The 26,014-nt window shown below is 72.6% G+C and carries 24 protein-coding genes; 15 read left to right on the top strand and 9 right to left on the bottom strand.

Annotated features, from left to right (window positions below):
• Nucleotides 1-245: 245 nt before the first annotated feature.
• Nucleotides 246-848 carry a TetR/AcrR family transcriptional regulator gene (locus KME66_RS06200; protein ID WP_216319892.1) on the bottom strand — a complete coding sequence of 201 codons (603 nt, stop codon included), beginning with the start codon at nucleotides 846-848 and terminating at the stop codon, nucleotides 246-248.
• 157 nt (nucleotides 849-1,005) lie between these two features.
• Between KME66_RS06200 and KME66_RS06195 the strand changes: the two genes are divergently transcribed.
• Both KME66_RS06195 and KME66_RS06190 read left to right on the top strand, forming a co-directional pair.
• Nucleotides 1,006-1,623 carry a flavodoxin family protein gene (locus tag KME66_RS06195; RefSeq protein WP_216319888.1) on the top strand — a complete coding sequence of 206 codons (618 nt, stop codon included), beginning with the start codon at nucleotides 1,006-1,008 and terminating at the stop codon, nucleotides 1,621-1,623.
• On the top strand, nucleotides 1,620-2,705 hold the full coding sequence (locus KME66_RS06190) for a nitronate monooxygenase family protein (RefSeq protein ID WP_216319885.1): 1,086 nt from the start codon (nucleotides 1,620-1,622) through the stop codon (nucleotides 2,703-2,705). The genes KME66_RS06195 and KME66_RS06190 overlap by 4 nt, the downstream gene beginning before the upstream one ends.
• Here KME66_RS06190 and KME66_RS06185 read toward each other — a convergent pair.
• The 4 genes from KME66_RS06185 to KME66_RS33830 form a co-directional block, all read right to left on the bottom strand.
• Entirely contained in the window at nucleotides 2,693-3,094 is a 402-nt protein-coding gene (locus tag KME66_RS06185; RefSeq protein WP_216319882.1) for a hypothetical protein, read from the bottom strand. The genes KME66_RS06190 and KME66_RS06185 overlap by 13 nt on opposite strands.
• A complete protein-coding gene (locus tag KME66_RS06180; RefSeq protein WP_216319879.1) occupies nucleotides 3,082-3,357 on the bottom strand; it encodes a hypothetical protein in 276 nt (91 codons plus the stop codon). The genes KME66_RS06185 and KME66_RS06180 overlap by 13 nt, the downstream gene beginning before the upstream one ends.
• Before the next feature lie 135 nt (nucleotides 3,358-3,492).
• Entirely contained in the window at nucleotides 3,493-4,602 is a 1,110-nt protein-coding gene (locus KME66_RS06175) for a DNA alkylation repair protein (protein ID WP_216319876.1), read from the bottom strand.
• Nucleotides 4,603-4,680: 78 nt separating this feature from the next.
• Entirely contained in the window at nucleotides 4,681-4,833 is a 153-nt protein-coding gene (locus KME66_RS33830) for a hypothetical protein (RefSeq protein WP_253208245.1), read from the bottom strand.
• 253 nt (nucleotides 4,834-5,086) lie between these two features.
• On the opposite strand from KME66_RS33830, the gene KME66_RS06165 reads away from it, so the two are divergent.
• Nucleotides 5,087-5,629, top strand: coding sequence for an ABATE domain-containing protein (locus KME66_RS06165; RefSeq protein WP_253208244.1), 543 nt, complete (start codon nucleotides 5,087-5,089; stop codon nucleotides 5,627-5,629).
• Between the two features lie 325 nt (nucleotides 5,630-5,954).
• Here KME66_RS06165 and KME66_RS06160 read toward each other — a convergent pair whose 3' ends face one another.
• Nucleotides 5,955-6,137 carry a TetR family transcriptional regulator gene (locus KME66_RS06160; protein ID WP_216319872.1) on the bottom strand — a complete coding sequence of 61 codons (183 nt, stop codon included), beginning with the start codon at nucleotides 6,135-6,137 and terminating at the stop codon, nucleotides 5,955-5,957.
• A gap of 426 nt (nucleotides 6,138-6,563) precedes the next feature.
• Between KME66_RS06160 and KME66_RS06155 the strand changes: the two genes are divergently transcribed.
• The 8 genes from KME66_RS06155 to KME66_RS06120 are packed head-to-tail and all read left to right on the top strand — an operon-like array spanning nucleotide 6,564 to nucleotide 15,102.
• The gene (locus KME66_RS06155; RefSeq protein WP_073220659.1) at nucleotides 6,564-6,914 is read left to right on the top strand and encodes an NADH-quinone oxidoreductase subunit A; all 351 of its coding nucleotides are present in this window, start codon (nucleotides 6,564-6,566) and stop codon (nucleotides 6,912-6,914) included.
• The gene (locus KME66_RS06150; RefSeq protein WP_216319869.1) at nucleotides 6,905-8,425 is read left to right on the top strand and encodes a hypothetical protein; all 1,521 of its coding nucleotides are present in this window, start codon (nucleotides 6,905-6,907) and stop codon (nucleotides 8,423-8,425) included. Before KME66_RS06155 ends, KME66_RS06150 begins: the two co-directional genes overlap by 10 nt.
• Nucleotides 8,418-9,341, top strand: coding sequence for an NADH-quinone oxidoreductase subunit H (locus KME66_RS06145; protein ID WP_216319866.1), 924 nt, complete (start codon nucleotides 8,418-8,420; stop codon nucleotides 9,339-9,341). The genes KME66_RS06150 and KME66_RS06145 overlap by 8 nt, the downstream gene beginning before the upstream one ends.
• 14 nt (nucleotides 9,342-9,355) lie before the next feature.
• Entirely contained in the window at nucleotides 9,356-9,925 is a 570-nt protein-coding gene (locus KME66_RS06140) for an NADH-quinone oxidoreductase subunit J (protein WP_216319863.1), read from the top strand.
• Nucleotides 9,922-10,227 (top strand): NADH-quinone oxidoreductase subunit K, encoded by a 306-nt coding sequence (locus tag KME66_RS06135; protein ID WP_073220670.1) that lies wholly within the window; start codon nucleotides 9,922-9,924, stop codon nucleotides 10,225-10,227. Before KME66_RS06140 ends, KME66_RS06135 begins: the two co-directional genes overlap by 4 nt.
• Nucleotides 10,224-12,173 (top strand): NADH-quinone oxidoreductase subunit L, encoded by a 1,950-nt coding sequence (locus KME66_RS06130; protein WP_216319860.1) that lies wholly within the window; start codon nucleotides 10,224-10,226, stop codon nucleotides 12,171-12,173. The genes KME66_RS06135 and KME66_RS06130 overlap by 4 nt, the downstream gene beginning before the upstream one ends.
• 5 nt (nucleotides 12,174-12,178) lie before the next feature.
• Entirely contained in the window at nucleotides 12,179-13,684 is a 1,506-nt protein-coding gene (locus tag KME66_RS06125; RefSeq protein ID WP_216319857.1) for a NuoM family protein, read from the top strand.
• Nucleotides 13,681-15,102, top strand: a complete 1,422-nt coding sequence (locus KME66_RS06120) for an NADH-quinone oxidoreductase subunit N (RefSeq protein WP_216319854.1) — start codon at nucleotides 13,681-13,683, stop codon at nucleotides 15,100-15,102. Before KME66_RS06125 ends, KME66_RS06120 begins: the two co-directional genes overlap by 4 nt.
• 143 nt (nucleotides 15,103-15,245) lie before the next feature.
• Here the strand turns inward: KME66_RS06120 and KME66_RS06115 are convergent, their stop codons facing one another.
• Both KME66_RS06115 and KME66_RS06110 read right to left on the bottom strand, forming a co-directional pair.
• On the bottom strand, nucleotides 15,246-16,388 hold the full coding sequence (locus KME66_RS06115; protein ID WP_216319851.1) for an EcsC family protein: 1,143 nt from the start codon (nucleotides 16,386-16,388) through the stop codon (nucleotides 15,246-15,248).
• Nucleotides 16,385-16,558, bottom strand: coding sequence for a hypothetical protein (locus KME66_RS06110; protein ID WP_216319848.1), 174 nt, complete (start codon nucleotides 16,556-16,558; stop codon nucleotides 16,385-16,387). Before KME66_RS06110 ends, KME66_RS06115 begins: the two co-directional genes overlap by 4 nt.
• 400 nt (nucleotides 16,559-16,958) lie before the next feature.
• Between KME66_RS06110 and KME66_RS06105 the strand changes: the two genes are divergently transcribed.
• The 4 genes from KME66_RS06105 to KME66_RS06090 are packed head-to-tail and all read left to right on the top strand — an operon-like array spanning nucleotide 16,959 to nucleotide 25,160.
• Nucleotides 16,959-18,569, top strand: coding sequence for a TIGR02677 family protein (locus KME66_RS06105; protein WP_073220683.1), 1,611 nt, complete (start codon nucleotides 16,959-16,961; stop codon nucleotides 18,567-18,569).
• The gene (locus KME66_RS06100; RefSeq protein ID WP_216319845.1) at nucleotides 18,566-19,798 is read left to right on the top strand and encodes a TIGR02678 family protein; all 1,233 of its coding nucleotides are present in this window, start codon (nucleotides 18,566-18,568) and stop codon (nucleotides 19,796-19,798) included. Before KME66_RS06105 ends, KME66_RS06100 begins: the two co-directional genes overlap by 4 nt.
• The gene (locus KME66_RS06095; protein WP_216319842.1) at nucleotides 19,795-23,910 is read left to right on the top strand and encodes a TIGR02680 family protein; all 4,116 of its coding nucleotides are present in this window, start codon (nucleotides 19,795-19,797) and stop codon (nucleotides 23,908-23,910) included. The genes KME66_RS06100 and KME66_RS06095 overlap by 4 nt, the downstream gene beginning before the upstream one ends.
• The gene (locus KME66_RS06090) at nucleotides 23,901-25,160 is read left to right on the top strand and encodes a TIGR02679 family protein (protein ID WP_216319839.1); all 1,260 of its coding nucleotides are present in this window, start codon (nucleotides 23,901-23,903) and stop codon (nucleotides 25,158-25,160) included. Before KME66_RS06095 ends, KME66_RS06090 begins: the two co-directional genes overlap by 10 nt.
• A gap of 106 nt (nucleotides 25,161-25,266) precedes the next feature.
• Here KME66_RS06090 and KME66_RS06085 read toward each other — a convergent pair whose 3' ends face one another.
• Nucleotides 25,267-25,995, bottom strand: coding sequence for a helix-turn-helix transcriptional regulator (locus KME66_RS06085; RefSeq protein ID WP_216319836.1), 729 nt, complete (start codon nucleotides 25,993-25,995; stop codon nucleotides 25,267-25,269).
• Between the last annotated feature and the right edge of the window lie 19 nt (nucleotides 25,996-26,014).

Raw genomic sequence — 26,014 nt, 5'->3', positions numbered from 1 at the left:
AAAGGTCGCTGAGGCTGCGCCGGCGACCGCGGCGGCCCTTCAGGAGGGCGCTGAACGACTTGACGTCCGCCTGGACTCAGGCCCGCAGCGCGCGGCCGCTGTGTCGACGGCAGGGTGGCGCGATGTTCCCAGCAGGAGGCACCGGCCATGGCGGCTCGCCGGGATACGCAGCGCGGGCAGCCGGTCCGCAGCCCCTGACTCTCCTGCGCGACGGGTATGGATCATCCCCTTTGTCCCGGGGCTGTCTAAGGCTTTTCGCCGCTGACGAGGAGCAGTGTGTGCGGCCAGAGAGTGTCGAGGACGGCGGGATCGTTCTTGAGTTTGGCGAACAGCACCAGCCCCTCCAGGTGGGCGATTACTGCGCGTGCGACCGACTGTTCGGCGTGCTCGCGGGGGATGCCGCCTTCGTCTGCGGCCTGGCCGAGAACGGCACCGATCAGCGCTGTCTGCTCGTCGAAGATCTCTTCCAGTCTGGCGCGAACGTCAGGTTCCTGGGTGCTGAGTTCGAGGGTGAGGTTCCCGAGCAGGCAGCCGTCGACCGTGCCGCAGGTCTCCTTCCTGTGCCGCTGGACCTGCGCCATCCCCTCCAGTAGTCGGCGGAGTCGGACCAGGGCGGTGTCCGGGCCGTCCAGCGCGAGGGCCCAGGCGCCGCGCTGGCCTTCCCAGTAGGCGTTGACCGCCTGGAGGGTGAGGTCCTGTTTCGAGGTGAAGAAGTGATAGAAGCTGCCCTTCTTGACCTCTGCCGCGGCGCAGATCTCCGCCACTCCCAGGCTGCTGTACCCCCGGTGCTGCATGAGTTCGCCGGTGGCGTCGAGGAGCCGCTCCCGTGCGGTGCTGGTACGTCCCATAGCGCAAGTATACGGTCGGTCAACTAATTCGAAGGTGCAGTGAGTGGCGCAATAGTTGACCGGTCGTCTAGTGTCTTCTCCGGAGGCGGCCCGACCCCCGCGTCCAGTTGACCGTTTGCTCCGATTCCGGGGTATACGCCACTTCATGGAGGGCTACATGTCCGTACTCATCTCTGTCGTCATCGCCTATCACAGTGGATACGGGCACACGGCCCGGCAGGCGGCGGCCGTGGCGGAGGGCGCCGCGACGGTGCCCGGCGTCTTGGCCGATCTGCGGGATGTCTCCACGCTCGACGAGGGCCTGTGGGCGGCTCTGGCGGAGGCGGAGGCGATCGTCTTCGGTTCCCCCACGTACATGGGCACCACCTCGGCCGTGTTCCAGCGCTTCGTGGAGGCCAGTGCCCCCGTCTGGGCCGCGCGCGGCTGGCAGGGCAAGCTCGCGGCCGGGTTCACCAACTCGGCGGGAGTGAACGGCAACAAGGACAACGCGCTGCTGTCGATGACGGTCCTTGCGGCGCAGCACGGAATGAACTGGGTTCCGCTTGGCCTGATGCCCGGCTGGATCTACAGCTCCGGCGGCAGCCCCGAGGACCTGAACCGGATGGGCTCGTTCGTGGGAGCCATGGCGCAGTCGCCGTCCGACCTCGGCCCGGAAGAGTCCCCTGCAGAGGCCGATCTGCGGACCGCGCGGCACCTTGGCGAGCATGTCGCCCGGACGGCGCTGCAGTTCGTGCACGGTCGCCAGGCCGCCGACGCTCTGGCGGTGACGGCATGAACGCCGGACGCCTCGGTGATCTGCTGGGCATCGCCCTTCCCGTCGTGCAGGGCCCGTTCGGCGGGGGCCTGTCCTCAGTCGCGCTGGCCGTGGCCGTGTCCGAGGGGGGAGGGCTGGGCTCCTACGGGGCGCACATCCTTGAACCGCAGGAGATCGCGGACCTCGTCGGAGAGCTGAAGGCCCGGACCAGCCGCCCGTTCGCGGTCAACCTCTGGGTCCCCCAGCAGGACGAGGCCGGACCATGGCCGGACCCTGCCGAACTGGCCCTGCACATCCGGCGGCTGCACCCGTACTACGAGGAACTCGGGCTGCCCGCGATGGCGGCCGAGGACGTCATGTCGGGACCGGACTTCGACGCCCAGGTGGACGCGCTGCTCGAAGCCGTGCCCCCGGTCATCAGCTTCGTGATGGGGATTCCGCCCCAAGAGGTGATGGACGATACCCGCCGCCGAGGCATCAAGGTGATCGGCACGGCGACCACCGTGGACGAGGGCGTCGCACTGGAGCGCGCCGGCGTCGACGCCGTCGTGGCCTCCGGCGCCGATGCCGGCGGCCACCGGGGCGCCTTCCTGCGGCCGATTCGTGAGTCGCTCGTGGGGACGTTCTCGCTCGTGCCCCAAGTCGCCGACGCCGTGAGCGTCCCCGTCATCGCAGCCGGCGGGATCGCCGACGGCCGGGGGATGGCCGCGGCGCTCGCCCTGGGCGCCGACGCCGTACAGATCGGCACCGCATTCCTCGCCACCCGCGAATCGGGGGCGAGCGGAGCCCACAGGCGGGCCCTGGGTTCCCCCGAAGCGCGCACCACCGTCCTCACGCGCCTCTTCACGGGCCGTACCGCCCGAGGAATCGTGAACCGGTTCGTCCGTGACATGACTCCGTACGAGGAGACCGTGCCCGCGTACCCCGTGCAGAGCGCACTGATGCGGTCCATCCGCCGCGAAGCCGGCACCCAGGGGCGGGAGGATCTCAGCAGCCTGTGGGCCGGCCAGGCCGCGGCACTTGCCGGCGGCGCACACGGGGCGCGGGACTACCTCAGTTTGCTCATGGACGACTTTCGGGCACGGGGAGGTCAAGGAGCCTGACAGGTCGGGTCGTCGACGACGACGGTGTTGGCGGGGACGATGACGGGCGGATCTTCGTGCCGCACCCAGCGGGTGGTGACGTATGCGCGCTTGCCGACTTCCACGCATTTGGTGGCGAGGTTGCCGAAGCCGTCGGGCATGTTGAAGACCTCGGCCGGGGTGTTCTCGCCGGCACCTCCCCGGACCAGGGGATCCGCTTCCCCTGGTTCTCCTTCGACGTGGACGTAGCAAGCGGAGAGCAGGAGTGCGAGGGCGAAGGCGACGAGGGCGCGTCGGAAGTGCCGGGTGGTCGCCCTCGCCCGGCGCGCGGGCGCCGCTTCTGCGGTGGACCTGTGCGCTGCGGGCCCGGGCGGAACGGCCGATTCCCGTGTCGCGGTCAGTTCGCGCACAAGCTGTCCGGAACGATCTCCAGGTTCGACGGGCCACCCCCGTTGGTGGTGACGTAGGCACGGAAGCCGTGGCCGACGCATTTGGTGGCGAGGTTGCCGAAGCCGTCGGGCATGTTGAAGACCTCGGCCGGGGTGTTGTCCCCCGAGCGCCCCTGGACCGGCGCGTCGCCTTTGCCGCGCTCGTCGTTGTACTGCTGGGAACAGCCGGTGACCAGGCCGATGGCCGCGATCACCGGAATCACGCGCCGAAACGCAGGGGCCATGCCGTGCATCGTCGATCCTCTCGGACAGGGAACGGGGGGATGGAGGCGGGGGTGCGGGGAGCGGGTCGGTGCCCCGGGCGGGGCGCGAGTGGTGGCGGCGCTGACGCGCCTCGCACGGAAGACCTCTGGGGGCGTTCAGCCGATGGCGGCTTCCGGGGGGATGTGGAGGGTGAAGGCGGAGGAGCCGTAGGGCCGACCGTTGATCTGGAGCTGTACGCGGTGCGCGCCGGGGTGGTGTCGGCGTGTGCTGAGTGGCCGGAGCGGGTGGCGGCGGACGCCCGAGCGGCGCTCGCCGGGGAGGAGGTCGCGGCTGGTGAGTTTGAAGACCTTGGGGGAGAGGCTGCCGTTCGCCTTTCGGTAGTGGACGACGTAGTCGATGACGAGTCGCGCGGTACGGGGCCCTGTGTTGGTCACCTCATAGTCGAAGACGAGGTCTCCGCCCAGGTGCACGTGGGCTGTGCGGACGTCGGGGCCGACGACCCGGACACGGACGTCGGGGTCGTTGCCGAGGAGGTCCAGCGCGTCACGGTCCCCGGCCTTGACGAGGGTCCGCAGGCCGTGCCGGACCAGGGCCGGTGTGGTGGGCGCGGGCTCGGCGAGCCAGCGGGCGGCGGTGGCGACGGCCGTGCCGGGGTGGTCGTGGCTGATGTCGTTGAGGTGGTTGGCCACCGAGCGCCTGACGTACTCGCTCGGGTCTCGGTACAGCGCGTCCAGGACGGGGAGGGCGGGGGCCGGGTCCGTGACGAGCGCGGTGAGCCGGGGCGCCCATGGGAGGCGCGGGCGTGTGCCCTCGCTTGCGAGGCGTCGCACGTGGGGATCGGGGTGGCCGGTCCATGCCAGGGCCGGTCGCAGGGCCCGGTGAAGGTCCTCGCGGAGGAAGGGACGTACGGCCATCTCCGCGGTGAGCCGGGGAGTGAGCGCGGCGAGCAGATCGAGACCCGGCTCGAACGCGTCGGATGCCAGAGCGTGTTCGGCGACCGCCGCGTTGACGGGGAAGGTCATCCATCCGGTGAAGTCGGGCCTGCTGAGGGCCGTGCGGACGACCTGGGCGAAGGCCGGGTGGGCGTCCGGGAGATCGGCGAGGACGGCTTCCTTCACCGTGGTGACGCGTCGGCTGAAGGAGAGGCCCTCCAGTAGGGCACCGCAACCGCGGAGGGCCCTGACCGGTGCGACGCCCGCTGCCGCCATGGCGGAGGCCAGCAGGTCCGTGGTGCGAGGGTTGATCAGTTCATCGGCCGTGGGCACGGCTCTCCCTTCTTGTACGGTTCCGGCACCTGCGGCGTGCCCGTCCCACGTGGTCGCAGGCCGCAGGTGACGGTTCGGCTACTGCTGGGTGCTGTGCAGCACTTCGGCGTGGCGCATCTCGTGCACCTCGCCGATCAGGCTGAAGATCCCGGCGGCGGCCGGGTCTCCGGGCATCTCCTCTGCCGCGCGGGCAGCGGCTTCCGGACAGGCCCAGAGGATGAGGTCGATCACGGAGCTGTCCTCGTAGCGGGCGAGGTGTGCGCCGAGGAAGTCGGACCCGTACCGCTCGCGCAGGACGGAGATCAGCCGGTTCCGGTGGGAGGCCAGCTGCTCGGGGTCGGCGCAGGCGAAGCGGACGTACTAGATGGTCATGCTCATGGGAACCCCTTCATGCCTAGAATCACGACTTTGAGTCGCCAAATCCGTGAGGAGAAGCTATCACGGTTTTGATGCTGGAAATCCGTGGGTCCGGTAAGTTGACGGTATGACCGTCAAGAACCTGCGCGAGATGCCGTGGATCGGCGAGCGGTCGGTCCTCGACCTGGCCAACACGGTCGTCGTCGGAGTCGGTCGCGCGGGCGGGGACGTCGACCTGCTGGCCGACCCGGAGCTCCTGGCGTCCTGGCGGGAGAAGGTGCTCGACCGGGAACTCGCCGACCTGCCCCGGGAGGATCTGGCGGAGCTGCGTGCCCCGGTCCGGGCCGTGCTGGAGGCGGCGGCGCGGCAGGTGCCGCTGCCGGAGCCGGCGAGGGTGCGACTCAACGTGCTGGCCGCACGGGTTCCGGTGACGTTTCGGGTCGACGGCGCAGGCCAACTCGCGGAGCAGGAGGCCGGCGGGCCGGCCGGGGGTCGGTCGCCCGGCAGGCGCTCGTGCTGGCCGCCGGGCCGGAGCAGACGTGGTTGCGGCAGTGTCCGGCGCCGAGCTGCGGGATGTTCTTCCTCGCGCGCAGGCGAGATCAGGCGTGGTGTTCGATCGGCTGCGGCAAATCGGGCGCGTGCCGCCCGTCGGGCGGGCGGCATCGACTGATCCTGCACCTGTCCCGCCGGTCGCCGGGCGCGCCACGACCGGCGCCGCGTGTTGTGGACGAGTTCGCCGACGGGCAGGGGCCCCCTTGTTCGGTTGCTCGGGGCACATGAGATCTCTCGTTTGGCATATGTCACGGACTCGCTCATCAAATACGTGACATATTCCTGCCCCCCCCCGGGGCTGCTGCCGTCCGGCTTTCCGGCAGGTAGGGGCGTACGGATGACTGAGGAGGGGGCGGCGCTCACCGGCCGGCCGGGGGTGCACGTCGTGCCGACGGGGGTGTCGGCGGCCCTGTGGACGGCGGGCGGAGGGAGTTCGGCGGCGGTCAGGTGCGTGCGTCGCGCGTCAGGATTCCGCGAGGAGCGTCAGTGCGGCCCGGGCGGCTCGTTCGAAGGCCTCCGTGCTGCACGGCGGCCTCGGTGGCCAGCTGGTTCTTGTCGCCGGGGAAGTGGTGGTAGATGGCGCCGCGGGCCGCCCCGCTCTGCGTCAGCACATCGGTGAACGGCATGCCCTGCAAGCCGCCGAGGCGGTCGTGTGGCGCCCTCGGTGCACGCAGTGCTCACCCGTCCGGAGGGGGTCCACCAACTCCCCCGCGCGGCTGACCCGCATCGGGCGCCGCAGCCGCGATGCTCGGACGGGTCGCAGGGGAAGCGGGCAGGTCATCGCCGGTTGCCGCACGGTTCTCCGGATTGCTGATGCCCCTGAGGGGTACGAGGCGGATCGGTGTGGAGCGAAGGGAGTGGCCGGAGATGGCAGGGGTCGGGGAGCCGGGTGGCGGCGGCCGACGAGCGGTCCGGCCGTACGTGCGGAGCCGACGAGCGGTCCGGCCGTACACGCGGAGTCGCGGTGCGGCCCGGCCTCACACGCTGAGCGGCGGTTCGGCAGGGCCGGTAACGCCGCCTGGGGCACGTGCCGTTGTGGTGGGTGAGGTCCAGTGAGTGGTTTCACCGCTGCGCTGTCCCTGTTGGGCGTTGCCCTGCTGGCTGTCGCCGGGGGGTACGGGGCTGCCTGGGCGTTCCGGATCTCGCGAGTCCCCCTGACAGCACAGCCGTTCCAGTCGGGCCTGGAGCCCGTCGAGCACGCGGTGAGCCGGTTCCATGTGCGCTGGTACACGGTGACGATGCTCTTCCTCGCCTTCGACATGGAGATGGTCTTCATGTACCCGTGGACGCTGGTGATCTCCGTGATGGGGCCCGGCGCGGTGATCGAGATGTTCGTCTTCCTCGCCGTCCTGCTCGTCGGCGTCGTCTACGCGTGGCGGGAGGGGGCACTGCGATGGGTCTGACAGCCGTCCTCATGCGGGCGGCTGCGGCTCGTCCACGGGTGCTGCTGGTGACCTCGCCGGGCGGGACGGCGGTGCGGCTGGCCGTCGAGGCCGAGTTGCGGTCGCGCGACTGGCCGTTGGCCCCTACGCCCGCCGGGGCCGACGTGATGGTCGTCGCGGGCCCCGACTGCCCGCGGTTGCGGTCGGCGCTGGGACGTCTGTGGCAGGACATGCCGCAGCCGCGTGCCTACGTACGGGCGACGACGGCTGATGACGTGCCCGCGTTGCTCGATGCCGGCCGCGCCTGCCTGAGCTCCCCCGACCGTCAGCGTGCCGAGGCCCGGACGCCCGGCTGTGAGGACGAGGACCCGTCCGGCCGTGACGACGAGCATCGGGAAGGCTGTGAGGGCGAGCACCGGGAAGAGGGACAAGCGGAGTCGGGCCACGGTAGGAGCGGCGGCGGTCCCCGGGACCAGGTGCACCGCGAAAGCGGCTCCGGGGACCTCGGCTCCGGGGACCTCGGCCCCGGCGGGGAGCACCGGAGTGGTGGCGCGGACCACGAGGGCCATGAGGACCACGAGGTCAGCCCTGGCGGGGACCGCCGAAGCGGCGGCGCGGACCACGAGGGTCACCACGGCGGCCCTGGCGGGGAGCGACGGAATACCGATGCGGACCACGATGGCCACGAAGGCCACCAAGGCCACGGAGGCCACCACGGCCACCACGGAAGCGGGGACATGGAGATGCCGGGCGGTGTGCCGATGGCCGAGCCGGGTGAGGACCGTGACGGTCTGACGCTGGACCGGCTGCATCTGCCGCTGGGGCCGGTCCTGGCCGACTGGCCCGCCGGGCTGGTCGTCCGTGTGGTGCTGCAGGGGGATGTGATCCAGCAGGCCGACCTCGGCGAACTGCCCGCCGGACGCGTGACCGATCCCTTCTGGGCCCGACCGTGGATCCTGGCTTCGGCAGGCGAGCCGGTGGCCGTGGGGGAGGCCGTCCGGCGGCGGGCGGCGGCGCGGCTGGACAGTCTGGGCAGGCTGCTGTCGGTGGCGGGCTGGCCCGCCGAAGCGGTGACGTCCCGGCGCCTGCGCGACGACCTGCTGGAGGAGGCGCCCTCCTCGGTGGTCCTGTCCCGGGCGGAGCGCTTTGCCCGGCGGGTCGGGCGGTCGCGGACCCTGTACTGGCTGACGCGCGGCATCGGCCCGGTGAGCACCGCCGACGCGCGGGCCGCGGGCGTGAGCGGACCGGCTGCCCGCGCGGGCGGGGACGTGCCGGCCCGTTACCGGCAGTGGCTCACCGAAGTTCTCGACGACGTACGGGCGTTGGACAGTACGGCCCCTCTCGATCCGGTGGCGTGGGAGAGTCCCCGGGGACGGTGGGACGCCGAGCGGCCGCCGTCGGCGGCCCTGGCGGGGCTGCTTCCCGGGCTGCTGGTGGGGGCCGAGCTGGGCGCGGCGCGTCTCGTCGTCGCCAGTCTCGACCCGGACCCTGACGAACTGTCCGCTCCCTCGTTGGAGGCGGCCCGTGGTTGAGGCGGGCACGTGGTGGACGGTACTGGCCGCCCCGGCCGTGCTGATCGGCCTCGCGGTGCTGGCGGTGGCCGGCAACGCCGTGCTGGACGCCCGCGGTGCGGGTCGGCCGGTCACCCCGGGTGCCGCGGTGCGGCCGCTGCTCGCCGTGGGGCAGGCGCTGGTGGCGCAGCCGCGTCGGCTGCCCGCGCCGGACCGGCTGCTGTGGCGGGCCGGGGTGATCACCGTGCCGGTGGCCGCGCTGCTGTCCACGCTGGTCATCCCCTTCGGCAACCGGGTCGTCGCCGACCTGTCGGTCGGCGTGGTGTGGTTCAACGCCATGGAGGTGCTGACCTGGGCCGGACTGTGGCTGGCGGGCTGGGGGCCCAACGCGGCGTTCTCCCTCATCGGCGGCTACCGCTTCCTCGCCCAGGGCCTGGCCTACGAGCTGCCGCTGATGTTCGCACTGATCTCGGCCGCCGCCGGTGCCCAGTCGCTGCGGGTCACGGACATCGCCGCTGCCCAGCACGGCCTCTGGTACGCGGTGTGGATGCCCTTCGCCTTCGTCGTCCATCTGGCCGGTGTGCTCGCCTTCAGCTTCCTGGGCCCCTTCGCCTACCCGGCAGGCCGTGACATCGCCGACGGTGTGCTGGGGGAGACGACCGGGATGGACCGGCTGCTGCTCCGGGCCGGGCGGTGGCTGTGGCTGGCGTCCGGGTCGGCCATGGCGGTGCCGCTCTTCCTGGGCGGTGGCGCCGGGCCGGGACTGCCCGCCTGGGCCTGGTCGCTGGTCAAGACGCTGCTGGTCCTGGGGCTGCTGGTGTGGGTGATGCGACGGCTGCCGATGATCCGCGCCGACCGGTATGTGGAGCTGGCCTGGGTGGTGCTCCTCCCCTCGGCCGTCGTCCAGACGCTGGTACCGGCGCTCGTCCATCTCTAGGAAGGGAATGCGCCATGGGTACGACGGGCACGGTGCTGCTCTGGACGCTGGGTCCGGCGGCCCTGGTCTCCGGCGTTCTGGTGTTCGCGGTGAACTCGATGGCCCGGGCCACCTTCGCCCTGCTGGTGTCGCTGGTCTGCGCGGGCGGCGTGGTGACCGTGCTGGGGCTGCCCTATCTGGGCGTGGTGATCGTGCTGATGATGGTCATGGAGATGGTGATCATGGCTGTTTTCATGATCGCTTACATGATGAACCCGGCCGGCCTGATGCCGATGTCGATGCTGCACAACCAGCGCGGTGCGGTGGCCGTCAGCGGCGCCGCCTTCGCCGCTCTGGTCGCCGGGATCTTCCTGGTGCCCTGGCCGGACCGCACCGGCGCCCGGCCGGAGGACACCACCTTCCAGCTCGGCATGGCCCTGATGGAAGAGCAGATGCTGACCATGGTCACCCTCGGGTTCGTGCTGCTGGCAACCATGGTCGGCGCCACGGTGCTCGCCACCCGGCGGGGGCGCTACGACCGCTTCGGCGACAACCTGGATCAGCGTCCCCCGAGGGACCCGGCCGGTGGGGGAGTGGGCCGGTGACGTTCGAACTCCTCCTGGTGCTCGCCGCGGGCCTGTTCTGCACCGGGCTGTTCGGCGCGCTCTCCCAGCAGTCCATCGTCATGATCATGATGGGCATCGAGCTGATGATCGGCGGGATCATCGTCGCCGCCGCCGACTTCTGGCACTTCCTCGCGCCGGCTTCGGCGGGCGGCCAGGTGGTGATCGTGGCAGCCGTGGTGGCGATGGCCGTGGAGATGGCCATGGGATTCGCCGTGACGACGGCCATCTACCGCGCCCGCCAGGTCGACATGACCGACGCGGCCGAGGAGTTGAAGGGATGAACGGCTTGGCCTGGCTGCTGATCGCTCTTCCCCTGTGCGGCGGAGTGGCCCTCGCGCTGGCGGGACCCCGCTGTCGGCGCGCGGTCCCCGCCTTCGGGGTGGCGGTGGCCGCGGCGACGCTGGGCCTGGCTGTCGCGGCCGCGGTGAGCCGGCCGGCCGTGAGCGCGCCCCTGTTCGCCGGGATGCGGGCGGGGCTCGCGGTGGACGGGCTGTCCGCGGTGATGGTGGTCACCGTCGCTGCCGTCACGACGGCCGTCCTCGCCTTCGCCGTGGGCGAGGTCGCCGCTGACGAGAACCGGGGCCGCTTCTTCGGGCTGATGCTGGTCTTCGCCGGTGCGATGCTCGTCACCGTCACGGCGACCACCCTGCCGCTGCTGCTGATGGGCTGGGAGGTGATGGGGGCCACCAGTTGGGCCCTGATCGGTTCCTGGTGGTGGCAGCCCGAACGGGCGGAGGCCGCCGATACCGCGTTTCTCACCACCCGCGCGGCCGACCTCGGCCTCTATCTGGCCGCCGGCGCCGCCCTGCCCGCCGGCGTCGGCTCGCTGCGCCTGGACGCCCTGTCGCACGCGAGTTCCCCCTGGCTGCACCTGATCACGGCGGGCATCGTCCTGGCCGCCCTGGGCAAGTCCGCCCAACTACCCTTCTCCTTCTGGCTGTCGCGGGCCATGCAGGGCCCGAGCCCGGTCTCGGCGCTGCTGCACTCGGCGACGATGGTCGCGGCCGGCGCCTACCTCCTGCTGCGGCTGAACCCGCTGCTGGCCGCGACGGGCTGGGCCGGTCCGCTGGTCGCCTGGACCGGCGCCCTCACCGCGCTGGCCCTGGGGGTGGTCGCCGTGGCACAGACCGATCTCAAGCAACTCCTCGCAGCGTCCACCTCCGCACAGGTCGGCTTCATGGTGCTGGCCGCCGGCAGCGGCGGAGTCGCCGCCGGTACCACCCAGCTGGTCGCGCACGCCGCCACGAAGTCGGCCCTCTTCCTGGCCGCGGGCGCCTGGCTGACGGCGCTGGGCACCAAGCTGCTGCCCGCTCTGCGCGGCGCGGCCCGCTCCTACCCGTTGGTCGGCGCGGCTTTCACCGTCGGCGCGCTCACCCTCGCCGGTCTGCCGCCGCTGTCGCTGTGGGCGGCCAAGGACGAGGTTCTCGCCGCCGCCCGGACGGAGGGACCGGGGCTCTACGCCGTCGGACTGGCGGCCGCCGCCGTGGCGGCCGTCTACAGCGTCAAAGCCGTCTGGTACGTCACCCGGCCCCTGCCCGAGAACCCGGCGGCCGGATACGACACCGAGGGGCACGGCACCCGGCGTACCGCGCCCACGACGCCCCCGCCCCTGCTCGCGCTGACCCTCGCCGCGGCCGCCGCGGGCGTACTGGCCCTGCCCGGTCCCGCGTCCTGGCTGAAACGTCTGGTCGGTGCCGCGGGGGAGCCGGGCCCCCAGCCGTGGGAACTGGGCCTGTCCGCGGCTGTCGCCCTCTCCGCCGCGGGCCTGGCGTGGTGGCGCGCGTCCCGCCCGGCGCTCGCGACGGGCGGCGCCGCGCGGTGGGCGGAGGGCTGGCTGCACCTGGAGCGGGCCGTGCAGGCCGCCGTGGTCCGTCCCGTACGGGGCCTGGCCCGGGCGCTGGCCGTCTTCGACGACCGCGTCGTCGACGGCGCCGTACGACAGGCGGCGCGCGGCGGCCTCGCGGTGGCCCGCCTGGCCCGCCGCTCGGACGACGAGGTCGTCGACGGCGCCGTTCGCGGGACCGCTCGCGCCTCTCTCGCCGCCGCCCGGCTCGCCGGCCGTGTGGACGACGCCGGCATCGACTCCGCGGTCCGCGCGGTCGCCTCGGGCGCCCGGAGCATGGGCCGATGGGCACGTCGCCCGCAGACCGGACTGCTCCACCAGTACTACGCCCAGGCCGCCGTCGGCTTCGCCGTCCTGGTCCTGATCATCCTGTTGGTGAGGTAACCCCTGTGCTGAGTGTCGTCACCTTCCTGCCGCTGCTGGTCTGCGCGGCGCTGCTGTTCCTGCCCCGCACCCTCCCCGACCGGGTGTACCTCTGGACCTGGATCGCCACCGCCGCCGCGGATCTCGCCCTGGTCGTCGTCGTGTGGGCGGGCTTCGACACCGGCGGCGGAATGCAGTACGAACAGCGGGTGCGCTGGATCCCCAGTGCCGGCGTCGGCTACCACGTGGGTGTCGACGGCCTGTCCCTGCCCCTGGTCGCGCTGACCTGCCTGCTGTTCCTCGCCGTCGCCGTGTACTCGCTGCGCGAGTCGAGACGGGTCCGCTCCTACGTCTGCCTGTTCCTGTTCCTGCAGACCGTCAGCACCGGGCTGTTCGTCGCCCTCGACCTGATCCTGTTCTTCGTCTTCTTCGACCTGTCGATCGTCGGCATGTTCTTCGTCATCGCGGGGTGGGGGCACGGCGAACGTGCCCGCGCCGCGGCGCTGAAGTTCTTCCTGTACACCTTCGTCGGCTCCCTCGCCCTGCTGCTCGGCTTCATCGGCCTGTACCTGGCGGCCGACCCGCACACCTTTGACATCACCGACCTCACCCGTACCAACCCGCTCGCCGGAAGCGGTCTGTACGCCGGCCTGGTGCTGCTGGCGATCGGGGTGGGCCTGGCGGTCAAGACCCCGACGGTGCCGTTCCACACCTGGCTGCCGCCCGCCCACACCGACGCTCCCGCCGCCGGTTCGGCGATCCTGGCCGGCGTCCTGCTCAAGATGGGGACCTACGGCATCGTCCGTATCGCCATGCCCCTCCTGCCCGGCAGCTGGCGCCGGTACGCCCTGGCCATCGTGGTGGTCGGCGTCGTGTCCGTGGTGTACGGGGCCCTGGTCGCGCTGGCGCAGACCGACTTCAAGCGCATGATCGCCTACACCTCCGTGAACCACATGGGCTACATCGTCCTCGCCGTCGGCGCCGCCGGAACCCTGGTCGGCACCGACGCCCAGGCCCGTTCCCTCGCCGTCACCGGCGCGGTCACCCAGATGGTCAGTCACGGCCTCATCACCGGAGCCCTGTTCCTCCTCACCGGCGTGCTGTACGACCGCGGCGGAACCAACGCGATGGACGCCTACTCCGGCCTGGCCGACCGCATCCCGCGTTTCGCGGCGGTCACCACCGTCGCCGCGTTCGCCGGCTTCGGCATCCCCGGCTTCTCCGGCTTCATCGCCGAGTTCCAGATCTTCACCGGCTCCCTCGCCTCCCGGCCGGCCGCCACCGCCGTCGCCGTGACCGGCATCCTCATCACCGCGGCCCTGTTCCTGACCGCGCTGCGGCGCATGCTCCTCGGCGCCCCACGTCTGCCCGGGACCATTCCCACCGGTGGTGTCGCCGACCTGCACCGCCACGAGGCGCTGCCCACCGTCGCCCTGCTCGCCCTCGCCCTGGTCATCGGCATCCTGCCCCGCTGGCTCCTCGACGTCATCGAACCGGCCAGCAGCACCTTGACGGGCCTGGTCGCCAGGTGAACGAGGACCTCACCGCACTGATCCCCGAACTCGCTCTGCTGGGCGCCGCCGTCATCGGTCTGCTCGCCGGCTCCTGGCTGCCCCGCCGCCGCCAGTGGGTGATCGCCGTCCTGGCAGCCGCCGCATGTGCCGCCGGTCTGGTGGCCACCGCCGTCACGGAGGCCACCACCCGCGAGCAGACCGTCTTCTCCCACGCTTTCGCCGTCGACACCGCGACCTTCGTCGGCCGCCTCGTCGTCCTGGCCGCCCTGCTGCTCGTCATCGGCATGTCCGTGGAGTCGGCGCGGAGCCACAGACGCGAGAGCGAGTACTGGGTGCTCCTGCTGATGACCGGCGCCGGCACCCTCGCCCTGATCGGCGCGAACGACCTGCTGATGCTCTTCGCCGCCTACCTGCTCGCGAGCATCCCCGCCTACGCGCTCGCCGGCTTCGCCAAGGACGCTCCTGGTACCGAGGCCGCTCTCAAGTACTACTTGATGGGGGCGCTGCTCGGCACCGTCCTGCTCGCCGGAACCGCGCTCCTCTACGCCGCCGGCCACGCCACCCTCTACCGCGACCTGAAGGCCGCCCTGCCGGCAGCCCCTTATGGCCTGGTCGCCGTCGGCCTCGTCGCCGTCCTCGCCGGCCTGCTCTTCAAGTCGGGCGCGGTGCCCGCCCACTTCTGGGTGCCCGACGTCACCGACGGCGCCCCCACTCCCGTCGCCGCCTACGTCACCACCCTCCCGAAGATCGGCGGTCTGATCGCCGGCTACCGGCTGCTCCACCAGGCCCTGCCCGGCAGCGACGTCAACTGGCCGCTGCTGCTGGCGATTCTGGCCGCCGCCACCATGACGCTGGGAAACCTCGCGGCCTTCTTCCAGACCTCGGTCAAACGCCTGCTCGCCTACTCCACCATCGGTCAGGTCGGCTACCTGCTGATGGCCCTCGTCGTCGCCACCCGCAGCGATCTGGCGCAGCAGAGCCTGCTGTTCTACCTGGCCGCCTACGCCGTCACCAACCTCGGTGCGTTCGCCGTCGTCACCCAACTGCCCCGGGCCCGCACCCTCGACGACTACCGGGGCCTCGCCCGCCGCCGCCCCGGCCTCGCCGCGGTCCTCCTCGTCTGCCTCCTCGGTCTGGTCGGCACCCCGCCCACCGGCGTCTTCCTCGGGAAACTGGAGATCTTCTCCGCGACCATCGACGGCGGCTACACCTGGCTGGCGGCCCTCGCCGTGGCCAATACCGTCGCCTCGCTCTTCTACTACCTGCGCTGGCTCGCACCCCTGTTCACCACCGACGACGTCGCGCCCGCCGCGACCCAGGCCCTCCAGGGACGCTGGGCCGCCGCAACCGCCTACGCCGCGGCCGCCCTCTCCGTGGCCCTCGGCATCGCCGGACAGGCCGTCCTCACGCTCGCCGACGGGCCGCTGGTGCCGTGACGTTCGCGACTCCCCGCACCGCGAAACCGTGAGGCCCAGGCCGGCGGCGTGTCGGACGATGCGCGCCATGGGCCGCGCAGTGGGGCCGAGCCGGGTCGTCCCAGCGGTCGCGTCGTCATGGACGTCCCCGCCGGGACACGGGGTCAGCGCAGGTCGGGCCCGCCTGCCACGACGATCTCACCGAGCAGGCTGATCTCCTCGTCGGCGTCGTCCGGGACGTCCGAGTCGGGGTCGGCGAACCAGCCGGCCGCCTCCTCGTCGGCCAGGTGCGGGTACTTCTCCAGGAGGAACCGCCGCCGGTACGCTGTGTCCGCGGCGTCGACGACCCCCTCCAGAGTGGTCCAGTTGAAGGCGGTTCCCAGGGCGATCCCGAAGGCGGGTACGGCCTTGCCGAGTCCGTCCTTGGTGAGGCGGAAGCCGAAGGCCTTCGCGAACTGCTGGGAGACCTTGGTGACCAGCGACTCGTTGAGGACTTCCCACGTCTTTCCGCGGAACAGCGCCTGGGTGAGCCGCGAGATGTCGGACATCGCGGCGTTCTTCGCGGTGGCCGAGCTCGCTGTTCCCACGTTGACGACCGACATCACGAAGAGCTTCTCGGCGGGCGCTTCGGGGTCGTACCCGTAGAACAGCGATACCTGGCCCACGGCGCGGGAGGCCAGTCCGAGGACGGCTGCGGTGTCGGCGACGAAAGCGCCCGCGATCGCACCGCCCGAAGGCGCCGCCGCCGCCCCGGCGGAGGCGGCGATGGCCAGTTGTCCGCCGGAGATCATCAGCCCCGCGGTCGCCCCGGAGACCGCTGCGGCGGCCGGGAAGTACCAGTTCGCCGCCTTTCCGCGTACCGCGTCGACCTGCTGGAGGTCGAGTCGGCGCACGTCGGGCAGTGACTCGACCTCGTGCCCGTGCTTCTGGTGGCGGGCGACCACCCGCTGGGGAGAGAGCCCCGCCCGCGCGGCGCGCCCCACCGTCTTCCGCAGGGACTGCACAGCCGCGCCGCTCCAGTCCGGCAGGGACTCAGCGGCTCCACGAGCCCCGGCGCCGATCTTCCGAGCACCCTCGGCCGCGAACTTCTGTCCACGTGATACCGCCGATCTGGCGCGTGGGTGGTTGTCGAGCTGCTGTGACGCGCGCTTGCCGAGTTCCGCTACGCCGTTGCCCACCGCTTCGCCGGCGTTCCGCATCGTTCGTGACAGGGGGCGCCCCTGGAACTCCTTGACGGCGTGCCACGCCTCGATCTCGTACGGCGAGGGAGACCGATCGGGTTGCTGCGGGCCCTGCGGGTTGCTCATGGTCGGTAGCGCTCCTGTCTCCGGGACATGCGGTCGGGCGAGGTGACGGGACCGGCCGCAGGGTCGTCCTCGGCGAGCACGAGCCACGCATCCACCTCGGCGCGGAGTTGTGCGCCCCGGAGCTCGCGCCGGCGGAACGGCACGCGCTGGTCACGAGCCAGGGGCGTCATGTCGTAGGCACTGTAAGTGAGTTCGAGGGTGCCGGGCGGGAGGAATGCGGGATTGCGGTGCGCTCCTCGGCCGTCCGGTGTGCGCGGCGCCGGCCTGGCGGCAGCCCGTGGTCGTCCCCGGCCGCATCGCCGAGTCTCCCGGCGACCGCTCGTTTAGGGATCCGGCGGCGGGACAGCCGGTCTTCGAGGAGGTGGCGCGGAAAGGCTTCTGTGACCGGTGTCCGGCAGGGGGCCGGTTCGGGCGGGTCGCCCATGTCCTGGCCGGATGCAGTCGGTAGAGGTCTGAGTCATGGCTTTTCTCCAGCTTCATCCTCTTCGTGAGAAGGTCACGACGGGATGAATCAGCCAGGTAAGTCGGTCTCTTTCCGCGCTCGCCGTGCCCCGGGGACAATGGCGAGCGATGACTGTCAGCGCCCCCGTCTCCTCCAACCGGCCGCTCCCCGAGCCGTCGGGCTTCGGCCCCTTCGCTCACCTCAACGTGCCGAACACCCTGCTCTACCGCCACGTGATGCGGGTGTTCCTGACGGCCAAGGAACGGTTCGCGGTCCACCTGCGGCCCGAGGACGTGCACGCCGCACTGCCGGCGGACATCCGTCCCGCCGAGCCGGACGCCGTCGTCGGCGCGCTCGACAAGCTCGTCGGCTGGGGGAATCTGCGGGCGGATCCCGACACCGCCCGTGTGACCGCGGTCGAAGACTTCTACCGGAAGCGGTTCATCTACCAGCTCACGCGGGAAGGGGAGGCGGCCGAGGAGGCGTTGTCCGGCTATGACGAGGCGCTCGGGCGGCGTGGCGCCCTTCAGGCCGTTGCCCTGCACGACATCGTCACCCAGCTTCGCGCCCTTCTCGTCCTGGCCGCCCAGGAGGAGCCGGATCCGGCCAAGACACATCTGGCGCTCGATGCGCTGGCCAGCCGATTCGCCGCGCTCGCCGACAACGCCCGGGCCTTCATGGGGTCGCTCCAGCAGACCATCGACCTGCACGAGGTCGAGGAGGCGGTCTTCCTCGCGTACAAGGACCGGCTCATCCAGTACCTGGAGCGGTTCATCCAGGACCTGATCACGCTGGGCGGGCGGATCGCGCGGCTGATCCTGGAGTTGGAGGAGGACGGGACGGTGGAGCCGCTCCTCCGGGCGGCCGCCGGTCGGGAAGCCGCTGATGCCTCGCCGGAGGAGGCCGCGAACGCGGAGCGGGAGATGTACGAGCGGTGGGCCGCCCGTTGGTCGGGGCTCGGCGCCTGGTTCATCAGCAGGGACGGGCGCGAGTCGCAGGCCAGACTCCTGCGCGGCCGGGCACTCGGCGCGATTCCCCAGCTCCTCGCCGTCGTACGCTCGCTGAACGAGCGCCGGTCCGGGCGCTCCGACCGGTCGGCCGACTTCCGTACGCTGGCGCGCTGGTTCGCCGAGGCGCCCGACGACGACGCCCGGCACCGGCTGTGGCGGGCCGCGTTCGGCCTCTATCCGGCCCGGCACCTCAGCGTCGACGCCGACACCCTCGCTGCCCGCGCGGCGCGGCCCGTACCGCCCGCCACCCCCTGGGCCGAGGCCGAGCCGTTGCGCATCAGCCCGCAGCTGCGCCGCACCGGCAGCTACGAGCGGCGCGGTAAGCCCCGCAAGGTGGAGGACCGGGAGGAGCGGCGGCGCCTGCTCGCCGAGACCGCCGTCAAGCAGGCCGCAGACGTGGCCGCCGCCCGCGCCCGGCTCGTCACCCACGGTGTCACGCGCCTGTCCGGTCTCGGCGAGCTCGACCCCGCCTCCTTCGGGCAGTTCCTCCAACTGCTCGGGGACGCCCTGGCCACATGGCGGCCCGGCATGAGCGACACCACGGCCACCAGCAACGACGGCTCCATGGAGATCAGGCTCACCGCACTCGCCGACGGCACGACCGCCGAGGTCCGCACCCCCGTCGGAGTCTTCAGCGGCCCGGACCACCTCATCGAGATCGTCGACCTCATGGCCGGTGACGACCCGGCAGCCGGAGACGGCCTCACGGACGGAGAACCGGGCCGATGACCACACCCCTCGCCGAGGTGCTGGTCGGCCAGCACGCCGCCGAGCTGCGCAAGGCGGCCCGCGCCCTGCTCAAGCAGCCACTCCTGCTCGCGCGTGGCCGGTACGCCGACGAGTTCCGCCTCGCCCGCCGGCACGCGTCGGAACTCCGGGAGTGGTTCGACCGCAACACCGGCTGGGCCCTCCAGGTGGACACCGAAGCCGCCCGGCTGCACAAGAGCCCCGGCGTCCTCACCGACCCCACCCACCCCGCGCGGAACACGGCCCGCGGTGCTGCCCCCTTCACCCGCCGCCGCTACGTCCTGCTCTGCCTCGCGCTCGCCGCCCTCGAACGCGGCGAGGCCCAGATCGCCCTCGGGCGTCTCGCCGACCATATCGTCCTCGACGCAGCCGACCCCCGACTCGTCGCGACGGGCATCGAGTTCGCCCTGGAACACCGCGACGAGCGCCTCGATCTCGCCGCCGTCGTACGGCTGCTGCTCGACCTCGGCGTGCTGCGCCGGGTCGCGGGCGACGAAGAGGCCTACGTCAGCGGGCTCGGCGACGTCCTGTACGACGTCGAACGCCGGGTCCTCGCCGGTCTCCTGGCCTCCCGCCGCGGCCCCTCCACCGTCCACGCCGCAGCCTTCGACGACCGGCTCGCCGAACTCGTCGCCGAAACCGCCCTGGACAGCGACGAGCTGCGCTTCCGTGCGATGCGCCGCTCACTCACCCGCAGACTCCTGGACGACCCGGTGCTCTACTACGCCGACCTGAGCGACGCCGAACTCGGCTACCTCACCCGGCAGCGCGGCTTCCTCACGGCCCGGATCAGCGAGCTGACCGGACTGGTCGCCGAGGTACGGGCCGAGGGGATCGCCATGGTCGACCCCGAGGACGACCTCACCGACCTCCGCATGCCCGAACAGGGCACCTACGGTCACGTCACCCTGCTGCTCGCCGAGCACCTGGCCGCGGCGGACGGCCCCGTCGATCCCGACGCGCTTGCCCTCCGGGTTCGTGAACTCGCATCCCAGCACGGCGGATTCTGGTCCAAGTCAGCCCGGGAGCCGGGCATGGAGACCGACCTCGTCGAACAGGCCGTCGACCGGCTCGCCGCGCTCGGCCTGGTCTCCCGTACACCCCGCGCGGTCGTGGTGCGCCCCGCCCTCGCCCGGTACGCGGTCGGCGAGACCGTCGTACGCGAAACCGGCTCCGCCCCCGTGCCTCCGTCGCGAAAGGCCTCCCCGTGACCCGCCTCCCCACCCCGCGACGCACCCGCTGGCAGCCTCTGCGCGTCGGGCTCGTCGACCTGTTCCACTACGACGTGGACGAGTTCCACTTCCGGGACGGGCGCCTGTTGCTGCGCGGCAACAACGGCACCGGCAAGTCCAAGGTGCTCGCCCTGACCCTGCCGTTCCTGCTCGACGGTGACCTCAGCCCGCGTCGTGTCGAACCCGACGGCGACCCCGGCAAGCGGATGGAGTGGAACCTGCTCCTCGGCGGCGAGCACCCGCACTCCGAACGGCTCGGATACACCTGGATCGAGTTCGGCAGGCTCGACGACACGACCGGCGAGCAGCACTTCCGTACGCTGCTGTGCGGACTCAAGGCCGTCAGCGGACGGGGTATCGCCCGGCATTGGTTCGCCGTGACCCGCCGGCGCGTCGACCACGGGTCCAGCGAACGCACCGAGGAGACCTTCCGGCTGCTCGACGCCACCGGCACAGCCCTGTCCCGGGACCGCCTGGCCGAAGCCGTCGCCGGGCACGGCATGGTGTACGACCAGGCCAAGGGGTACCGCAGGGCGGTCGACGAAGCGCTCTTCGGCCTCGGAGAGCAACGGTACGCCGCCCTCGTCGACCTGCTCATCCAACTGCGCCAGCCTCAGCTCTCGAAGCGGCCCAGCGAAGCCGCCCTCTCCCGCGCCCTCACCGAGGCTCTGCCGCCCCTGGACCAGGCCGTCATCGCCGACGTGGCCGAGGCGTTCCGCTCCCTGGACGAGGAGAAGGACGAGCTGGCGTCCGCGTCCGCCGCCGAACGGGCCGCATCCGCCTTCCTGGAGCACTACAGGCGGTACGCCCGGATCGCCAGCCGGCGCCGAGCCCGGCTTCCGCGCACCGAACACTCCCGCTACGAGCGCGTGCAGCGGGATCTGGCCGAGGACCACGAGCGCCGGACCCGCGCCGAGGAGGAGCGAGCGGCGGCCGAAGAGGAGATCGGCTCGCTGGCCGAGACCGGGGAACGTCTGAGGGCCCAGGAGACGGCGCTGCGCGAGGCCCCCGAGATGCGCGACGCCCGGGACCTGGAACATGCCGCCGAGGCCGTGACGCGAACCCGGCAGGCGGCTGACCGGGCGCGGGAGGACCGGGAGCGGGCGGACGCCCTCCACACCAAGGCGCTCGGGCGGCTCGGCGCCGCCGACAACCGGCTGCGCACCGCGCGTGCTCTGGCCGAAGACGCCATCGCCCACACCCGGGAACAGGCGGCCGCCGGGCACGTCGCCCTGCCGGCGGCCGGCCTGCTGTCCGAGCCCGCATCGCGGCGGGCGGTCGAGGAAGCCACGGACCGCGCCCGGCGGGCCCTCGACCACGTCGAGGGCCGCCTCGAAGCGTCCGAGCAGGCCGCCGCCGCACACCGCCGGGCGGCGGGCCGTCTCGACGAGGCGGACACCGACCTCACGCTGGCCGCCGAGACGCACGGCGAGGCGGAGGAGAACGCGGCGCGGGTGGGCCGGGCCCTCCTGGACGACGTACGCGAGCGCGCCCGAGCCTGGAAGGAGCTGGCCTACTCCGACGAGACGGGTCTCCTGGACGAACTCCAGGAGTGGACCCGCCGACTCGACGGCCCCTACCCGGCGCGGCTTTGGGCCACCCGGGCGCACACCGCCCGCTCGGCGGACCTCGCCGGCCAGGCGGCCGACGCCGCCCGCGCGACCACGGAACTGGCGGAGCGCATCGCGAAGGCCCGTCACGAGCTCGCCGCGCTGGAAGCCGGCACCGGACGCGGGCCCCAGCCCCCGCCGACCCGCACCCCCGGCCTGCGGGAAACGCTGCCCGGCGCGCCGCTCTGGCGCCTGGTCGACTTCCGTCACGCCGTGCGCGCAGCGGACCGTGCCGGTCTCGAAGCGGCGCTCGAAGCCTCCGGTCTCCTCGACGCCTGGGTGCTGCCCGACGGCTCCGCCCTCGCCGTGGACGGGCACGACCTGCTGCTCTCCCCGTCGAACGGACCGGTGAGCGGATCCTCGCTGGCAGACGTGCTGTGTCCGGCCGTGGACGACGGCGACGGACAGGCCGCCGCCGTGGACGGGACGACGGTGACCCGGCTTCTCGCCGCCGTCGGCCTCGACGGCGGGGGAGGAGCCGCGACATGGGTGGCACCCGACGGGCGCTTTCGGGTGGGTGCGCTCACCGGTACGTGGGCCAAGCCCGCCGCTCTGTACATCGGCGAAGGCGCGCGCGAGGCGGCGCGCCGGGCCCGTGTCGCCGCGCTCGGCATCGAACTCGCCTCCCTGGGCGAGGAGTCGGAGCGTCTCACGGCCCGGTCCGAGGCGATCGCGGCACGACGCCGCACACTCGACGCCGAACTCTCCGAGGTCCCCGACGAGTCGTCGCTCACCCGGGCGCACGCGCGCGTGAGCGCCGCCGCCGAGACCGTACGCACGGCTCGTGCCCGGTACGAAGGGCGTGCCACCGAGGCCACCGAGGCGGCTGAGCGCGCCGAGCGGGCCGCCGTCGAACTGGCGGAGGCCGCCGCTGATCTGGGACTGCCCGCCGACCGGGCCGCACTCGTCGTCGTGCGTCACGCCCTCGGCTCGCTCGCCACCGCGCTGGCGGCTCTCTGGCCCGCGCTGCGCGAACAAGGCGAGGCCGTACGGCAGGTGGACGACGAGCGCGCCGAAGCGGCCGAGGCGGAGCAGCGGGTCGTCGACCTCGCCCAGCGGGCCGGAGAGGCGGCACGTGAGGCGGCGGCGGCCGACCAGCGGCACCGGACCCTGCGCTCCACCGTCGGCGCCGCTGTCGCCGAACTGCAACGGCGTCTCGCCGAGACCGCCGAGGCACAGCGGATCTGTGACGCCGACCAGCAGAGGGCCCGGCAGCGGCACGCCCGGGCGGACCGGGAGGCGAGCCGGGCAGAGGGGCGGATCGAGCAACTGGAGAAGGACCTCGCCGAAGCCGTCGACGCCCGCGCGGAGGCGATCGCCGCACTCCAGCGCTTCACGGCCACCGGTCTGGTCGCGGTCGCCCTGCCCGAGGCCACTGTCCCCGCCTCGGAGGAGGGGCACTGGGCCGCGACCCCGGCCATCGTGTTCGCCCGCGCCGTCGAGTCCGCCCTGTCGTCCGTCGACGACACGGATGCCGCCTGGGAACGCGTCCAGCGCCGGCTCAGCGAGGAACTCAAGACCCTGCAGGACATTCTGTCCCGGCACGGGCACAGCGCGTCCGCCCGCATGGTCGAGGACGGCATGGTCGTCGACATCGTCTACCAGGGCCGCGAGCGTGCCGTACCCGAACTCGCCGAAGCGCTCGCCACGGAGGTCGGTGAGCTCACCCGCATCCTGTCCGCGCACGAGCGGGAGATCCTCGAAACCCACCTGATCACCGAAGTCGCCGGCACTCTTCAGGAACTCATCAGCGCCTCCGAACGGCAGGTGCGGGACATGAACACCGAACTGGAGGACCGCCCCACTTCCACGGGCATGAGACTGCGACTGGTGTGGCGGGCCTCCCGCAAGGCCCCGTCCGGACTGGCCCAGGCCCGTGAGAGGCTCCGCCAGTCCGCGGACGCCTGGACTCTGGAGGACCGCGCGGCGGTCGGCGAGTTCCTGCAGGCCCAGATCGCCCGTCAGCAGTCCGACGACGGATCGGGCAGCTGGCTCGAGCACCTCACCGCCGCGCTCGACTACCGCTCCTGGCACGAATTCGGCGTCGAACGCCACCAGCACGGCCGCTGGGTACCGGCCACCGGACCCGCCTCCGGTGGCGAACGTGTCCTCGCCCTGTCCGTACCGCTGTTCGCCGCAGCCTCCTCCCACTACGCCAGCGCGGGCAGCCCGCACGCACCCCGCCTGGTCACCCTGGACGAGGCGTTCGCCGGCGTGGACGACGACTCCCGCGCCAAGTGCCTCGGCCTCCTGAGTGCTTTCGACCTCGATGTGGTGATGACCAGCGAACGGGAGTGGGCCTGCTACCCGCAGGTGCCCGGCATCGCCATCGCCCAGCTGTCCCGCATCGACGAGGTGGCCGCGGTCCTCGTCACCCGGTGGGAGTGGGACGGCACGCGACGGCGGCGCCGTGAGGACCCCGTACGGTACGCGCCCCAGGACGCGCCCGGCCTGGAGGAGCCGGAGCCGCTGTGGAGCTGACCCACGGGCCCGGGGCCGGCACCGAGGCGGTCGACAGCCCGCGGCTCGCCAGGCTGCTCGGCACACCGGACCTCGCCTGGCTCGTCGAACGAGCGCGCCGACGACTGGCGGCCGACCAGCCCCTGACCGGTTCCGTGACCCTGGCCGATCCCACCGCGGCCCAGCGAGCGGCGGCGGAGCGGCTGCTCGCCCGGGCCCCCGGTGGAGGCAGGTCCCTGACCGTACGGCTGGAAGCGGTCGACGCCGTACTGCGCCGTTCGGGTGCGAGCCCGGCCGGCCTCGCCGCCGCGGTCGCCGCGCTCACCGGGCCGGTCACCTCGCTCGCCCAAGCCCACCACGAGGTGGAGGACGCCTGGAAGCGGGCGCACACGCCGCTCGACGAGCTTGCGGCCACGGTGCCCGCGCTCGCGGAGTGGGCGGCGCGGATACGCGCCGAAGGCCTGGCGCGGCGTCTGGGGCGGACTCCGGACGTCACGTTCGGCCTCCTCACCGGGGTGTGTACCGCCCTGCGTGAACTCCCCGCCAGCCCGGTCGTCTCGCTCCCCGCCTTCGCCGCCCGGGTTCTCGGCCGGGCTCACGCCCTGGACGACGGCACACCGCTGGCCACCCTCACCCTGTCCGGGGCTCGCGCGCTGACGGGATTCCGCGACGGCCGGGGCGCCGAGTGGCGACGGGACGCCTGGGCCTCGGTGGGACTGCTGCGCGACGAACTGTCCTCGACCGTCCTGACCCTGAACCTGCGCGGCACCCCGGCCCTGGAACGCCTGGCCGAGGACGGCGAACCCTGCGTGCTCACCCTGCGCCAGCTCACCCGCAGGCCTCCGGCCGCCGCTGCTCCCACGGTGCGGATCTGCGAGAACCCGACCGTGCTCGCGGCAGCGGCCGACACGCTCGGCCCCGCCTGCCCGCCGCTGGTCTGCCTCCAGGGCCAGCCTTCGGCCGCCGCCCTCACACTGCTCCGGGGGCTGCACGACCACGGGGCAACCCTGTACTACCACGGCGATTTCGACTGGGGCGGGCTCCGGATCGCCGGCTTCCTGCGCCGCCGGGTGCCGTGGCGGCCGTGGCGCTACACGGCCGCGGACTACCGTGCCGCCGTCCTCCGCAGCACCACGCCACCGCTGTCCCCGCTCGTCCGTACCCCGGCGGAGACCCCCTGGGAGCCCGCACTCGCTGAGGCAGTCGCCGAACTGGGCGTCCGCGTCGAGGAGGAGAGGGAACTGGAACTGCTGTTGTCCGATCTCGCGTGAGCGCGGTGGGCGTCGGCCGGGCGTGGGCAGTCGGAAGACTGTCCGTCTTCGGGCGGGCCGCCACCGGGCGGCAGGCCACAGCCCGCTTCGCGCCGCGCAGCGTCACTCACTTCTGTGCCAGGAGTTCATCGGACAGCCCGAGATGCCGGCGGAGTGCCTGTCGGCCGAGGGCGGTGACGGCAACGGCGCGCGTGGTCCCGACCGGGGTGATCCAGCCCGTGCCGAACGCGTGACGGCACAGCGCGGCACCGACGGCGCCGGCCAGGTGGGGGCGGCGTTCGGTCCAGTCCAGGCAGGGCCGCACCGACGGCCGGCGTGTGCCGGTCGGGACGGTGATGCCGAGATCTTCGAGCCAGGCCGCTCCGGCGCTGGTCAGCCCGAGTCCGTGCCTCAGGTCCAGCAGCCCCCGCTCCAGCATCGCGTCGGTGATGGCGACCCCGACGGTCCCGGCCAGGTGGTCGTAGCAGGTGCGGGCGTGGGCGAGGGCCTGTCGGCGGCCGGCCGCCGACAGGGAACGAGGTGCCGGGGTGCGCTCGGGCGCCATCGCGGCGAGACTTTCGACCAGCTCGGCGACGTGCGGACCGGCCAGCCGTACGTAGCGGTGGCGGCCCTGCCGTTCCTCGGCCAGCAGGTTTCCGCGGACGAGCGCGTGCAGGTGCTCGGTCGCGGTCGAGGGCGCCACTCCCGCGTGACGTGCCAACTCCGTCGCCGTCCAGGCCCGGCCGTCGAGCAGGGCCAGACAGAAGCCCGCCCGCGTACCGTCGGCCAGAAGCTTCGCCACGGTGGCCAGGCCGGGACCGGTTCCAGGTGTGCGCTGCACGTCCATACGGCCCATTGTCCCCCGGGGACACTTC

The sequence above is a fragment of the Streptomyces sp. YPW6 genome (assembly GCF_018866325.1).
Classification (GTDB): domain Bacteria; phylum Actinomycetota; class Actinomycetes; order Streptomycetales; family Streptomycetaceae; genus Streptomyces.
This window is presented reverse-complemented; position numbering and strand designations above follow the sequence as displayed.

Coding starts and splice junctions, on each gene's coding strand:
- KME66_RS06200 (WP_216319892.1), bottom strand. CDS start 848: ATGGGACGTACCAGCACCGCACGGGAGCGGCTCCTCGACGCCACCGGC.
- KME66_RS06195 (WP_216319888.1), top strand. CDS start 1,006: ATGTCCGTACTCATCTCTGTCGTCATCGCCTATCACAGTGGATACGGG.
- KME66_RS06190 (WP_216319885.1), top strand. CDS start 1,620: ATGAACGCCGGACGCCTCGGTGATCTGCTGGGCATCGCCCTTCCCGTC.
- KME66_RS06180 (WP_216319879.1), bottom strand. CDS start 3,357: ATGGCCCCTGCGTTTCGGCGCGTGATTCCGGTGATCGCGGCCATCGGC.
- KME66_RS06165 (WP_253208244.1), top strand. CDS start 5,087: ATGACCGTCAAGAACCTGCGCGAGATGCCGTGGATCGGCGAGCGGTCG.
- KME66_RS06160 (WP_216319872.1), bottom strand. CDS start 6,137: ATGCCGTTCACCGATGTGCTGACGCAGAGCGGGGCGGCCCGCGGCGCC.
- KME66_RS06150 (WP_216319869.1), top strand. CDS start 6,905: ATGGGTCTGACAGCCGTCCTCATGCGGGCGGCTGCGGCTCGTCCACGG.
- KME66_RS06140 (WP_216319863.1), top strand. CDS start 9,356: ATGGGTACGACGGGCACGGTGCTGCTCTGGACGCTGGGTCCGGCGGCC.
- KME66_RS06130 (WP_216319860.1), top strand. CDS start 10,224: ATGAACGGCTTGGCCTGGCTGCTGATCGCTCTTCCCCTGTGCGGCGGA.
- KME66_RS06115 (WP_216319851.1), bottom strand. CDS start 16,388: ATGAGCAACCCGCAGGGCCCGCAGCAACCCGATCGGTCTCCCTCGCCG.
- KME66_RS06110 (WP_216319848.1), bottom strand. CDS start 16,558: ATGACGCCCCTGGCTCGTGACCAGCGCGTGCCGTTCCGCCGGCGCGAG.
- KME66_RS06105 (WP_073220683.1), top strand. CDS start 16,959: ATGACTGTCAGCGCCCCCGTCTCCTCCAACCGGCCGCTCCCCGAGCCG.
- KME66_RS06100 (WP_216319845.1), top strand. CDS start 18,566: ATGACCACACCCCTCGCCGAGGTGCTGGTCGGCCAGCACGCCGCCGAG.
- KME66_RS06085 (WP_216319836.1), bottom strand. CDS start 25,995: ATGGGCCGTATGGACGTGCAGCGCACACCTGGAACCGGTCCCGGCCTG.